Here is a 13,375-nt window from a genome sequence, read left to right as displayed (position 1 = left end):
CGCGCGGGGGCCTCGGACACGCGTGAGGGACCTCAGGGCTTCCGTACGTCGTACGAACGTCCTGAGGCCCCTCAGGGTCGTCGGGTCCCTCGGGCTCGGCTTCGGGTCAGGCGGACGGTAGTCCCAGCAGGACGTCCGTGTACTTCAGGACCGCCAGCAGCAGCCCGATGACGCCCAGGGAGACGCCGCCCCAGGCGACCGACTTGATCCAGGCGGCCTGTGGCTTCCCGGGGGCTCCGAAGGCCGGGCGGGCCAGGACCACGACGCCCACGATCAGCGCGGCCAGCGCGAACACGCCGCCCCACAGCGCGGTGGCGTGCCATGCCTCGCCGTACACCGCCTTGATCTGCTGGCCGACGCTCGCCGACGTCGAGGTCTTCAACTGGCCCAGCAGCGTCTCGCGCGCGGAGGCCACGGTGGAGACCCAGCTCCCGGTGAGGGAGACCACGCCGAGCCCGGCGGAGACGACCGCCCCGGCTCCCTGGCCGACCCCGGACGGCCCCTCGTCGGGCGTCTCCTCGGCCACCTTCGCAGCGGTGTCCTCGGTCTCGGTCACCTCGGTCTCGGTCACCTCGGCCGTCTTCTCGTCGTTCGTCGTCGCCTCGGCCGTCTTCTCGTCGTTCGTCGTCGCCTCGGCGCCGGTCGCGGCGTCGGCCTCGTCTACTGTCTTCGTTCCCATGCCTCGCACCGTATGGACGCTGTCTGAGAGGTCTCTTAACGACCTACCGACCTACCGGTCACTTCCGGGCACGCGCGCGTGCCTCGCGCCACTCGGGGGCGAGCACCGACCAGACCTCCATGTCGTGGCGTACGCCACGATGCGGGAAGCTCTCGCGGAGCACACCCTCGCGTGTCATGCCCAGCCGCCGCGCCACGTTGACACTCGGTTCGTTGGCGGGCGACGCCTGCCACTCCACACGGTGCATGCCGCGCTCGTCAAACGCCCAGTCGATGAGCGCCCGCGCGCCGCGCGTGACCAGGCCCCGCCCGGCCGCCGCGGGCTCCAGCCAGACGCCCATCTCGCAAGTGCCGTGCTCGGCGTCGAAGAGGGGGAAGAGCACGCCGCCGACCAGCTTGTCGTCCAGCCACAGCCCGTGCAGGAAGCCGGTGTCCGCGGCGCGCCGGTCGGCGAACGACTGCAGGATGGTGCGCGCGCCGGCCACGTCCGTGGCCTTGGACCCGAACGGGACGTACTGGTTGATGAACTCGCGCCCGCGGTCGAGATGGGCGAGGAACTCCTCGGCGTGCCAGGGCTCCAGGGGACGCAGTTCGGCTCCGTCGTCACCCAGGGATATCGCGTACATCCTGCTGCTGCTCCTTCACCAGTGCGTCCATGAGCGCGTCCTCGTGCGCCGTCTTCCGGGGCATGGTCGCACGGTGTTCCGGCGGTTCGATGCTGATGTGCGGAAGGCGGCGCTCCAGCCAGGACGGCAGCCACCAGTTGGCGCCGCCGAGCAGATGCATCAGCGCGGGGACGAGAAGGGTCCGCAGGACGAAGGCGTCCAGGGCGACGGCCGCGGCGAGCGCGATGCCGAACATGGCGATCACCCGGTCGCCGCTGAGGACGAAGGCGAGGAAGACGGAGATCATGATGACCGCCGCGGAGTTGATGACCCGGCCGGTCTCGGCCAGGCCGACGCGTACGGCGCGCCGGTTGTCGCCGGTCTCCCGCCACTCCTCGTACATGCGGCTGACCAGGAACACCTGGTAGTCCATGGAGAGCCCGAAGAGCACCGAGACCATGATCACGGGGAGGAAGGGTTCGATGGGCCCGGCCCGGCCGAGGCCCAGCAGTTCGCTTCCCCAGCCCCATTGGAAGATCGCGACGACCACGCCGAAGGCGGAGGCGACGGCCGCGACGTTCATCACGGCGGCCTTCAGCGGGATGCCGATCGAGCGGAAGGCGAACAGGAGCAGCACACAGCCGAGGCTGATCACCACCCCGACGAACAGCGGCAGCTTGCCGACGATCACGCTCGCGAAGTCGTCGTAGGCCGCGGTCCTGCCGCCCACCGCGAGGTCGAGCGTGGTGCCCTGCTCGGCGCGCGGCAGCACCTCGGTGCGCAGCCGGTCCACGAGTTCGCTGGTGTCCCGGGACTGCGGGGCGGAGTCGGGGACGACGGTGAGGAGCGCCATGTCGCCGCCGCTGTTGTAGGTCACCGGGCTCACGCTCGCGACGCCCCGCGTGGCCGCGAGCGTGCTGTCGAGGTGGTCGAGCGCGAGCCTGTCCTCGGCGCCGCCGACGCGGGTGACGAGGGTGAGCGGGCCGTTGACGCCGGGCCCGAACCCGTCGGCGATGAGGTCGTACGCCTGCCGGGTGGTCGCCGACTTCGGGCCGTTGCCCTGGTCGGCGGTGCCCAGGTGGAGGGAGAGCGTGGGCAGCGCGAGGACGGCCATGACGGCCATGGCGAGGACGCCGAGCTTCTTGGGGTGGCGCTCGACGAACGCGGACCAGCGGGCGGCGAACCCTCCCGGCAGCTCCGGTTCGGGCCCGTTCTCGGCCAGTCTGCGCCGCTCGCGCCTGCTGAGGGCGCGGGGTCCGATGAAGGACAGGAGGGCGGGCAGCAGGGTCACGGAGGCCGCGACGGTGAGCAGGACGGTGAGACAGGCGGCGATCGCGACACCGTTGAGGAAGCCGAGCCGGAGGATCAGCATGCCGAGGAGCGCGATGCACACCGTGGCGCCCGCGAAGACGACGGCCCGGCCGGTGGTGGCGACGGCGCCCACGGCGGCCTCCGTCACCGGGACGCCCCGCTTCAGGCTGCGGCGGTGCCGGGTCACGATGAACAGGGCGTAGTCGATGCCGACGCCGAGCCCGATCAGCAGGCCCAGCATGGGCGCGAAGTCGGCGACGGTCATGGCGTGCCCGAGCAGGGCGATACCGGCGTACGCGGTGCCGACGCCGATCAGCGCGGTCGCGATGGGCAGCAGGGAGGCGGCGAGCGAGCCGAAGGCGAGGAAGAGGACGACGGCGGCGACGACCACACCGACGGCCTCGGCGAGATGCCCGCTGCGCGCCTCGGTGAGGGCGATCGCGCTGCCACCCAGTTCGACCCGCAGTTCGTCGCTCTCGGCGGCCTGGGCGGTGTCGACGACGGCCTGGGCCTCGCCCTTGCTGATGTTCTCGCTCTGCTCGTCGAAGGTGATCGTGGCGTACGCGGTGCGGCCGTCGCGGCTGATCTGGGCGCCGTGGTCGCCGGCGTAGGGGTTGGTGACGGAGGCGATGCCGGGCAGGTCCTCGATCCTGTCCAGGGTGCGGGTCATCGTCTGCTCGACGCCGGACGCGCGCACGCTGCCGGTGGCGGTGTGCCAGACGAGGGTGTCGCTGTCGCCGCCGTGTCCGGGGAAGCCCCTCTGGAGCAGCTCGGCGGCGCGGCCCGTCTCGGTGCCGGGGACGTCGTAGTGATTGGTGTACGCGGTCCCCGTGGCCGCCGCGCCGACGGCGACTCCGCCGAAGGCGAGCAGCCAGAGCAGGACCGCCGCGAGGCGGTGGCGGATACACCAGCGTGCGAGGGCTGCCACGGGACGCGCTCCCTGGGAACGGTTGGACGATCTTTGCCCGGGAACAGACGCTGAGGGAACTGAACGGCTCGCAAAGAACGAATGAACGTCTGTGTCCACTGTTGCAGCCAGAAGTGATCGTTTGTCGCATTCGTGGGGTTCCTCACAGGATTGCGACCCACTTCACAGCCACCGCGGGCAACTCCCCCGCCGCATAAGGTTCTTGTCAGCGCGCGTACATGACTCCCGTACGTGGCTCTCGTACATGACCCCCGTACGTGGCTCTCGTAGATGACTCTCGTCAACGCGCCGGGGGCGGTGCACCGGCGTTCGGTGCACCGCCCCCGGGCGGTCGTTCAGCGGCGTCCGCCGCTTGTCTCAGCCCTCGCTGACACCCAGCTTCTCCAGGATCAGCTCCTTGACGCGGGCGGCGTCCGCCTGGCCGCGGGTGGCCTTCATGACCGCGCCGACCAGGGCACCGGCCGCGGCCACCTTGCCGCCGCGGATCTTGTCCGCGATGGCCGGGTTGCCGGCGATCGCCTCGTCGACGGCGGCGGTCAGGGCGCCCTCGTCGGAGACGACCTTGAGACCGCGCTTGTCGACGACCTCGTCCGGGGTGCCCTCGCCCGCGAGAACGCCTTCGATGACCTGGCGGGCCAGCTTGTCGTTGAGGTCGCCGTCGGCCACGAGCCGGGTGACCCGGGCCACCTGCTGCGCGGTGATGGGCAGCTCGTCCAGGGCCTTGCCGGTCTCGTTGGCCTGGCGGGCCAGCTCGCCCATCCACCACTTGCGCGCGGCGGCGGAGTCGGCGCCCGCCTCGATCGTCGCGACGATCAGGTCCAGCGCACCAGCGTTGAGGATCGCCTGCATGTCGGTCGCGGAGACACCCCACTCCTCGCGCAGCCGGTTACGGCGCACCAGGGGCAGCTCCGGCAGCGCGGCGCGCAGCTCCTCGACCCACGCGCGCGGGGGCGCGACGGGGACCAGGTCCGGCTCCGGGAAGTACCGGTAGTCCTCGGCCTCTTCCTTCACGCGGCCCGAGGTCGTCGAGCCCGTGTCCTCGTGGAAGTGCCGGGTCTCCTGGATCACCGTGCCGCCGCTGTTCAGCACGGCGGCGTGGCGCTGGATCTCGAAGCGGCAGGCGCGCTCGACGGAGCGCAGCGAGTTGACGTTCTTCGTCTCGCTGCGCGTGCCGAACTTCTCGGCGCCCTTGGGCATCAGCGACAGGTTCACGTCGCAGCGCATCTGGCCCATCTCCATACGGGCCTCGGAGACGCCGAGCGCGCGGATCAGCTCGCGCAGCTCACGCACGTACGCCTTCGCCACCTCGGGCGCGCGCTCGCCGGCACCGACGATCGGCTTGGTGACGATCTCGATGAGCGGGATGCCGGCGCGGTTGTAGTCCAGCAAGGAGTGGGACGCGCCGTGGATACGGCCGGTGGCGCCGCCGACGTGGGTCGACTTGCCGGTGTCCTCCTCCATGTGGGCGCGCTCGATCTCCACGCGGAAGGTCTCGCCGTCCTCCAACTGCACGTCGAGGTAGCCGTTGAAGGCGATCGGCTCGTCGTACTGGGAGGTCTGGAAGTTCTTCGGCATGTCCGGATAGAAGTAGTTCTTCCGGGCGAAGCGGCACCACTCGGCGATCTCGCAGTTGAGCGCGAGACCGATGCGGATCGCGGACTCGACGCCGATCGCGTTGACGACCGGGAGCGAGCCGGGCATGCCGAGGCAGGTGGGGCAGGTCTGCGCGTTCGGCTCGGCGCCGAGCGCCGTCGAACAACCGCAGAACATCTTGGTCTTGGTGCCGAGTTCGACATGGACCTCGAGGCCCATGACGGGGTCGTACGACGCCAGCGCGTCCTCGTACGACTCCAGGTCGGTCAGGGTGGTCACGGTGAAACTTCCCTCTCAGCCCAGCAGGACGTCGTCGTCGCCCAGGCGCTTCAGCTCACGGACGAGCAGGGCGAGACCGGTGACGATGGCGGCGGCGGACACGGCGGCGTCGATCAGGCGCAGCGTGTCGTGCTCGCTGCGGGCCTTCTTGACCTGCTTGGCGACGCCGAAGGCGCCGTACGCGGTGGTGGCCATGGACAGGTACGTACCGGACTTGGACTGCTTGAAGCCCTTGGCCTTGGACAGTGCCTTGCTCATAGCGACGGAGCCTCCTCGAGAAGCGGGTGTCCCCACTGTTCCACGAAGGCGGCCTCGACGGCGGCGCCGACCTTGTACAGCCGGTCGTCCTGCATCGCCGGGGCGATGATCTGCAGACCCACCGGGAGGTTGTCCTCCGGGGCGAGTCCGCACGGCAGGGACATGGCGGCGTTGCCCGCCATGTTGACCGGAATGGTGCACAGGTCCGCGAGGTACATCGCCATCGGGTCGTCGGCGCGCTCGCCGATCGGGAAGGCCGTGGTGGGCGTCGTGGGCGACACGATCACGTCCACCTGCTCGAACGACTTCTCGAAGTCGCGGGTGATGAGCGTACGGACCTTCTGCGCGGAGCCGTAGTACGCGTCGTAGTAGCCGGAGCTGAGGGCGTACGTGCCGAGCATGATGCGGCGCTTGACCTCGGGGCCGAAGCCCGCCTCACGGGTGAGGGAGGTGACCTCCTCCGCCGAGTGCGACCCGTCGTCGGCGACCCGCAGGCCGTAGCGCAGACCGTCGAACCGGGCGAGGTTGCTCGAACACTCGCTCGGCGCGATCAGGTAGTACGCGGCCAGCGCCAGGTCGAAGGACGGGCAGTCCAGCTCGACGATCTCGGCGCCCAGCTTCTTCAGCAGCTCGACGGACTCGTCGAAGCGCTGCACGACACCGGCCTGGTAGCCCTCGCCGCGGAACTGCTTGACGACACCGATGCGCATGCCCTGGACGGAGCCGTTGCGGGCGGCCTCGACGACCGGCGGGACCGGGGCGTCGATGGAGGTGGAGTCGAGCGGGTCGTGCCCGGCGATGACCTCGTGCAGGAGCGCCGCGTCCAGGACCGTACGGGCGCAGGGGCCGCCCTGGTCGAGGCTGCTGCTGAAGGCGACCATGCCGTAGCGGGAGACGGCGCCGTACGTCGGCTTGACGCCGACCGTGCCGGTGACGGAGGCGGGCTGCCGGATGGAGCCGCCGGTGTCGGTGCCGATCGCGAGGGGGGCCTGGAAGGAGGCGAGCGCGGCGCTCGACCCGCCGCCGGAGCCACCGGGGATCCGGGTGAGGTCCCAGGGGTTGCCCGTCGGCCCGTAGGCGCTGTTCTCGGTGGAGGACCCCATGGCGAACTCGTCCATGTTGGTCTTGCCGAGGATGACGACGTCGGCGGCCTTCAGTCGCTTGGTGAGCGTGGCGTCGTACGGCGGGATCCAGCCCTCGAGGATCTTCGAACCGACCGTGGTCGGGATGCCCTCGGTGGTGAAGATGTCCTTGAGCGCCAGCGGCACACCGGCCAGCGGGCCGAGCTTCTCGCCGCGCTCGCGCTTCGCGTCGACGGCACGGGCCTGCGCCAGGGCGCCCTCGCGGTCGACGTGCAGGAAGGCGTGCACCTTCTCGTCGACGGCCTCGATACGGGCGAGGTGGGCCTCGGTGACCTCGACGGCGGTGAGTTCGCCGGAGGCGATCTTCTCGGCGGTCTCGGCGGCCGTGAGCCGGATGATGCTGTTCTTGTCCGTCATGACGGGCTACTCCTCCCCCAGGATCTGCGGCACCTTGAAACGCTGCTGCTCCTGGGCCGGGGCGCCGGACAGCGCCTGCTCGGGGGTGAGCGAGGGACGGACCTCGTCCGCGCGCATGACGTTCGTCAGCGGCAGCGGGTGAGAGGTCGGCGGGACGTCTTGGTCGGCGACCTCGCTGACGCGGGCGACCGCGCCGATGATGTCGTCGAGCTGGCCTGCGAAGTGCTCTAGCTCTTCGGGCTTCAGCTCCAGACGCGCCAGCCGGGCGAGGTGGGCGACCTCCTCGCGCGTGATGCCAGGCATGCAGCGATCCTCTGGGGTGAGAGTGTGTGGTTTGGGCTCAATCCTATGGCGCGGGGCCCTGTGCCCGTGAAACGGATTCCCCGGGACGGGTCGCACCCGGTGCCAGGGCGCGGGGCGAGGACCCCGGCCCCAGGGTTCGTACGGGGTCGCCCTGGCCCCTAACCGATCCGCCCCTGGTCGTCCGCGGCAGCCGCCGGGAGCGCGGCCTTCGGGCGCTGCCAGCCCCTCGATCCCCGGGCCCGCAGCCAGGCCGTGGTCTCCTCCGGCGGCATCGCGGCGGCGACCAGCCAGCCCTGGACCGCGTCGCAGCCCAGGTCCCGCAGCCGCTCCCAGGTCTCGTCGTCCTCGACGCCCTCCGCGACGACGAGCAGGCCCAGCGAATGCGCGAGGTCCACCGTGCAGCGCACGATCTCCGCGTCCTGGGCGTCCACGGCCAGCCGGGCCACGAACGAACGGTCGATCTTCAGTTCGCTCACCGGCAGCCGCCGCAGATGCACCAGCGACGAATACCCCGTGCCGAAGTCGTCCAGCGACATCTTCACGCCGTGCCCGGCCAGCCCGGCCAGGGTGTCCGCGGCCCGCTGCGGGTCCTCCAGGAGTACATGCTCGGTGATCTCCAACTGCAGCGCGCCCGCCGGGACGCCGTGCCGTGCCAGGCGCGCGGCCACCGCGCCCGCGAAGCCCGGCGTGTGGACGTCGCGCGGGGAGACGTTCACGGCCACCGGGACCCGCAGGCCCTGCGCCCGCCACCGGGCCACCTGTCCGAGCGCGGTCTCCAGGACGTACTCCGTCAGATGCGGCATCAGCCCGGAGGACTCGGCGATGGCGATGAACTCGTCCGGCGGCACCTTCCCGCGCTCGGGGTGCACCCAGCGCACGAGCGCCTCGAGACCGGCGACCTGTCCGTCGAAGCGGACCTTCGGCTGGTAGTGCAGCTCCACCTCGTGCGCGTCCAGCGCGCGCCGCAGATCGCCCAGCAGCCCTAGCCGGTCCGGGGTGTTGGAGTCCCGCTTGGACTCGTACACCTCCACCCCCGTACGGTCCCGCTTCGCCTGGTACATGGCGACGTCGGCCCGGCGCAGCAGCCCCTCCGCGTCCAGCGCGTGGTCAGGGAAGACGGCGACACCGGCGCTGGCCTCCAGGACGAGCGTGAGCCCGTCCAGGTCGAGCGGGGAGCCGAGCGCGGCGACCAGATTGCGGGCCGCCCGGGACGCGGACGTCGTGGAGTCCGCGACGGGCAGTAACACGGCGAACTCGTCGCCGCCGAGCCGCGCGGCCTCCGCCCCGCGGGGCAGCGCCAGCCGCAGCCGCTCCGCTATCTGGAGGAGCAGCCGGTCACCGGCGAGATGCCCGAGCGTGTCGTTCACCGACCGGAAGCGGTCGAGGTCGATCAACATCAGGGCGGAACGCGCCCCGATGCGCTCGGCGTCGTCCAGCGCCGCCCATGTGCGCTCCAGCAGCCACTGCCGGTTGGGCAGGCCGGTGAGCGGGTCGCGGAGCTGCTCCTCGGCGCGGGCGCGGGCGATCCACAGGGTGGAGTCGAGGGCGATGAGCGGGATGGCGAACAGCGGCAGCAGCACGGGCAGCGTCCTCGCGACCACGCAGACCAGTGGCGCTATGCCGAGCAGCGCGACGGCGACGAGGCCCTGCCGGACCAGGGCGGTACGGGCGATGGTGGGCAGTCCGCCCATGCGCGGCGCGGTGAGACACCACACCAGCAGCCGGGTCACCGCGAGGTAGGCGAGGGCGGCGAGGACGATCGCGGGCGCGGCGGCGATCGTCCAACTCCGCGGCTCCCAGGGGGACTCGACACTCGGGACGTGCCCGAAGGCGGCCAGCGCGAGCGTCGAGGCGCCGACGCCGAGGATGTCGACCGCGCCGTGCAGCAGGCCCTGCCGCCAGCAGCCCGGCCGCACGAGGCCGACCAGGACGACGACCGTGAGGCTCACCATCGCGGCGGGCACCCAGCCGTACAGCAGCAGGACGGCGAGGGTCAGGGCGGCGCCCGAGCCCGTACCGCCCCACCAGCGGGCGCGGCCGAGGGCGACCAGATGGCCGACGATGACGCCGGTCAGCAGGGCCAGGGACCAGCCGACCGTGCCGGGCGGGAAGAGCGCGTGGTGTCCGCCGAAGGCGCGGAAGAAGGCGGCGCCGAGGGCGAGCCCGGCCGCCGCGAGGACCGCCCAGAGCAGCACGGACCGGGACGGGCGCCCGCCGCCGTCCGGGCCGGGCCGCCCGGCGCGCTGTCCGGCGGCGAACGGACCGGCAGGTCCGGCAGGACCGGTCGCGACGGGCCGCGGCGTCCTGTCCGCCGCGAGCGACTCGCCAGGAACACGCCCCGGCAAGGCACTTCGGCCGTCCGCGCCCCGGTACCCCGACAGCCACGCCGTCCAGCGCCCCGCGCGCCAGGCGTCCGACATCCGGCGCAGGCGCAGCCATGAGTCCGGGGCGGCGCTCTCGGTCCGTTCCATTCCCGTCCCTCTCACAGCCGGCGGTGCCGACGTCATACGGCCCGATGCCTGACGAACCGTCAGCAACATCGCGCCCGACCGCCCGCCACGCGTCCGGGCATGGCAGGCGTACACCTCAACAGTAGGCCGCAGCAAGCGTTCCGGGGCAGCGGTCGTCGGCGGTTGCCCCAATGCGCCCCGCCCATCCGGATACATCGCGTATCCGAGGAACCGGGAGCCTTCGTCCGCTACTCCCCTGTCGCAAGCGCCACTTCGGCAGCCGCTTCCGGTCCTCGCTCCAACAGGACGGTGAAACCGTCCTCGTCGAGCACCGGAACCTTCGCCTGCACGGCCTTGTCGTACTTGGAACCAGGATTCTCGCCCACGACGACGAAGGATGTCTTCTTCGAAACAGAACCGGTCACTTTCGCGCCACGGCTCTGGAGCGCCTCCTTCGCCGCGTCGCGGGTGAAGTGTTCGAGCGTGCCCGTGACCACGACCGTCAGACCCTCCAGCGGACGCGGGCCCTCCCCCTCGCCGGAGCCCTCGTCCTCCAGCCGGACCCCGGCGGCCTTCCACTTGCGGACGATCTCGCGGTGCCACTCCTCGGTGAACCACTGCTTGAGGGAGGCGGCGATGATCGGGCCGACCCCGTCCGTGCTCGCCAACTCCTCCTCCGTGGCCTGCTCGATCCGGTCGATGGAGCGGAACTCACGGGCGAGGGCCTGCGCGGCCACCGGCCCGACATGCCGGATGGACAGGCCGTTGAGGAAGCGGGCGAGGGGACGGGACTTGGCCTCCTCGATGTTCTTGAGCAGGGCCAGCGTGTTCTTCTTCGGTTCGCCCTTCTGGTTGGCGAAGACCGTGGCGATCTTCGCCTCGCCCGTCTTGGGGTCGTGCTTGGGCAGACCGCTGTCCGGGTCGAGGACATAGGCCTTGATGGGCAGCAGCTTCTCCACGGTGAGGTCGAACAGGTCGCCCTCGTCCACGAGCGGCGGATCGGCCGGTTCCAGGGGGCGGGTGAGGGCGGCTGCCGCGACCCCGCCGAAGTGCTCGATGTCCAGACACTCCCGGCCCGCGAGATAGGAGACTCGCTCCCTCAACTGGGCAGGGCAGGAACGGCCGTTGGGACAGCGCAGGTCGATGTCGCCTTCCTTCATGGCCCGCAGCGGCGTCCCGCACTCCGGACACTCGGCCGGCATCACGAACGCGCGCTCGCTGCCGTCCCGTAGGTCCACGACCGGTCCGAGGATCTCCGGGATCACGTCCCCGGCCTTGCGGAGCACCACCGTGTCCCCGATGAGCACGCCCTTGGCCTTGACCACGTCCTGGTTGTGCAGCGTGGCGAACTCGACCTCGGAACCGGCCACCGTGACCGGCTCGACCTGCGCGTACGGGGTGACGCGGCCGGTGCGCCCGACGCCCACCTTGATGTCGAGCAGCTTGGTGTTGACCTCTTCGGGCGCGTACTTGTAGGCGATGGCCCAGCGGGGCGCGCGCGCCGTGGAGCCGAGACGGCCCTGGAGGCGGATCTCGTCCACCTTGACCACGACGCCGTCGATCTCGTGCTCCACGGAGTGGCGGTTCTCGCCGAAGTGGGCGATGAACCGGCGTACGCCGTCGAGGTCGCCGACCACCTTGTTGTGCCGGGCGGTGGGCAGGCCCCAGGAGTGCAGCAGGTCGTACGCCTCGGACAGGCGCGTGAGGCCGTCCTCGAAGCCCTCCAGGGCGCCGATGCCGTGCACCACCATGTACAGCGGGCGGGTGGCCGTGATGCGCGGGTCCTTCTGGCGCAGCGAACCGGCGGCGGCGTTGCGGGGGTTGGCGAAGGGCTTGTCGCCGCCTGCCACCAGGCGTTCGTTCAGCGCCGTGAACTTCTCCATCGGGAAGTAGACCTCGCCGCGGATCTCCACGAGGTCGGGGACGCGCTCGCCCTTGAGACGGTCCGGGATGCCCGCGATCGTACGGACGTTGGGGGTGATGTCCTCTCCCGTGCGCCCGTCGCCGCGGGTCGCCGCGCGCGTGAGACGGCCGTGCTCGTACGTCAGATTGACCGCGAGGCCGTCGACCTTCAGCTCGCACAGGAAGTGGTACGCGGACGTGCCGACCTCCTTGGCGACGCGGTCGGCCCAGGCGGCCAGTTCCGCGTCGTCGAAGGCGTTGTCGAGGGAGAGCATGCGCGCGCGGTGCTCGACGGCCGTGAACTCCGTCTCGTAGGCCCCCGCGACCTTCTGGGTCGGCGAGTCCGGCGTACGCAGCTCGGAGTACTGCTCCTCCAGCGCCTCCAGGGCGCGCAGCAGTCGGTCGAACTCCGCATCGCTGACGACGGGAGCGTCCTTCACGTAGTACCGGAAGCGGTGCTCCTCGATCTGCTCAGCGAGTTGCGCGTGCTGCTCCCGTGCCTCGGCGGGCACCGTCGTCTCCGCTTGCTTGTCGCCGGCCACCGTGTGGTCCTCCCGTTACTCAGGGTTGTCCGCGAGGGATCTCGCCGCCCGGACGCAGTGGGCGAGCGCCCGGCGTGCGTAGTCCGGGGAAGCGCCCGCGAGCCCGCATGTCGGCGTGAGCGTGACCGCGTCCGCGAGAGCCCCCGGACGCAGCCCCAGCCTGCGCCACAGCGTCCTGACACCCATGACGCTACCGGCAGGGTCTGACAACGGGCCGTCCGTGCTCGCCACGACGCCCGCGAAGAGCCGGGTGCCGCCCTCCACGGCCTCGCCGATCGCATCGTCGTCACGTTCGGTGAGGAGCGAGAAGTCGAAGGAGACCCCGGCGGCCCCCGCCCTGCGCAACAGGGCGAACGGCACGTCAGGAGCGCAGGAATGGACCACGACCGGACCGTCGGCGTGCACCCCGACGACGTCCCGGAGCGTGGCCTCTACGATCTGCCGGTCGACGGCCCGGTGGGTGCGGTAGCCGCTCGCGGTCCGCACCTGCCCGCGCAGGACGGAGGTGAGCGACGGCTCGTCGAGCTGCAGGACGAGACGGGCGCCGGGCACGCGCCGCCGCATCTCGTCCAGGTGCAGACGCAGCCCCTCGACGAGCGATCCGGCGAGGTCGCGGCAGGCGCCGGGGTCGGAGAGGGCCGACTCGCCGTTCTTCAGCTCCAGCGCGGCGGCCAGCGTCCAGGGCCCGACGGCCTGGACCTTCAGCGGGCCTTCGTAGCCCTGGGTGAACTCCTCCAGCGCGTCGAGGTCCTCGCCGAGCCAGGAGCGGGCCCGCTTGGTGTCCCGCCCCGGCCGGTCCCCGAACCGCCAGCCGCTGGGCTCCACGCGCGCGTACAGATCGACCAGCATCCCGGCGGTCCGCCCGATCATGTCCGCGCCGGGCCCGCGGGCCGGCAACTCGGCGAGGAAGGGGAAGTCCTCGAAGCTTCCGGTGACGGTCCTGGCCGCCTCGCGCGCGTCCCCGCCGGGCATGGACCCGACGCCGGTTGCCGCACCGAACCTGATCTGGCTGTCTTCACTCACCCCG

Annotated in this window: 10 protein-coding genes; all 10 read right to left on the bottom strand. The window is 71.4% G+C overall.

From position 1 onward, the window contains the following. Positions 1–106: 106 nt before the first annotated feature. The 10 genes from NGF19_RS05565 to NGF19_RS05520 all read right to left on the bottom strand — a co-directional run bounded on the left by NGF19_RS05565 (position 107) and on the right by NGF19_RS05520 (position 13,371). Positions 107–679: a hypothetical protein gene (locus NGF19_RS05565; RefSeq protein WP_252422579.1), complete on the bottom strand. Its 573-nt coding sequence runs from the start codon at positions 677–679 to the stop codon at positions 107–109. A gap of 58 nt (positions 680–737) precedes the next feature. Beyond that, a complete protein-coding gene (locus NGF19_RS05560; protein ID WP_252422577.1) occupies positions 738–1,304 on the bottom strand; it encodes a GNAT family N-acetyltransferase in 567 nt (188 codons plus the stop codon). Next, on the bottom strand, positions 1,282–3,522 hold the full coding sequence (locus NGF19_RS05555; protein WP_252422575.1) for an MMPL family transporter: 2,241 nt from the start codon (positions 3,520–3,522) through the stop codon (positions 1,282–1,284). Before NGF19_RS05555 ends, NGF19_RS05560 begins: the two co-directional genes overlap by 23 nt. 357 nt (positions 3,523–3,879) lie before the next feature. After that, a complete protein-coding gene (gene gatB, locus NGF19_RS05550) occupies positions 3,880–5,394 on the bottom strand; it encodes an Asp-tRNA(Asn)/Glu-tRNA(Gln) amidotransferase subunit GatB (protein ID WP_252422573.1) in 1,515 nt (504 codons plus the stop codon). 15 nt (positions 5,395–5,409) lie between these two features. Further along, a complete protein-coding gene (locus NGF19_RS05545) occupies positions 5,410–5,652 on the bottom strand; it encodes a hypothetical protein (RefSeq protein WP_252422571.1) in 243 nt (80 codons plus the stop codon). Further along, entirely contained in the window at positions 5,649–7,151 is a 1,503-nt protein-coding gene (gene gatA / locus NGF19_RS05540) for an Asp-tRNA(Asn)/Glu-tRNA(Gln) amidotransferase subunit GatA (protein WP_252422569.1), read from the bottom strand. Before gatA ends, NGF19_RS05545 begins: the two co-directional genes overlap by 4 nt. A 6-nt stretch (positions 7,152–7,157) precedes the next feature. Beyond that, a complete protein-coding gene (gatC, locus tag NGF19_RS05535; RefSeq protein ID WP_070023066.1) occupies positions 7,158–7,454 on the bottom strand; it encodes an Asp-tRNA(Asn)/Glu-tRNA(Gln) amidotransferase subunit GatC in 297 nt (98 codons plus the stop codon). Positions 7,455–7,612: 158 nt separating this feature from the next. Then, positions 7,613–9,925 (bottom strand): putative bifunctional diguanylate cyclase/phosphodiesterase, encoded by a 2,313-nt coding sequence (locus tag NGF19_RS05530; protein ID WP_252422567.1) that lies wholly within the window; start codon positions 9,923–9,925, stop codon positions 7,613–7,615. 227 nt (positions 9,926–10,152) lie between these two features. After that, positions 10,153–12,348 (bottom strand): NAD-dependent DNA ligase LigA, encoded by a 2,196-nt coding sequence (gene ligA, locus NGF19_RS05525; protein ID WP_252422565.1) that lies wholly within the window; start codon positions 12,346–12,348, stop codon positions 10,153–10,155. 15 nt (positions 12,349–12,363) lie between these two features. After that, on the bottom strand, positions 12,364–13,371 hold the full coding sequence (locus NGF19_RS05520) for a methionine synthase (protein ID WP_252422563.1): 1,008 nt from the start codon (positions 13,369–13,371) through the stop codon (positions 12,364–12,366). Positions 13,372–13,375: the final 4 nt, after the last annotated feature.

The organism is Streptomyces macrolidinus (genome assembly GCF_023887685.1).
Taxonomy (GTDB): Bacteria; Actinomycetota; Actinomycetes; order Streptomycetales; family Streptomycetaceae; genus Streptomyces; species Streptomyces macrolidinus.
The sequence above is the reverse complement of the archived record's forward strand: the minus strand, read 5'-3'. Positions and strand labels throughout refer to the sequence as shown.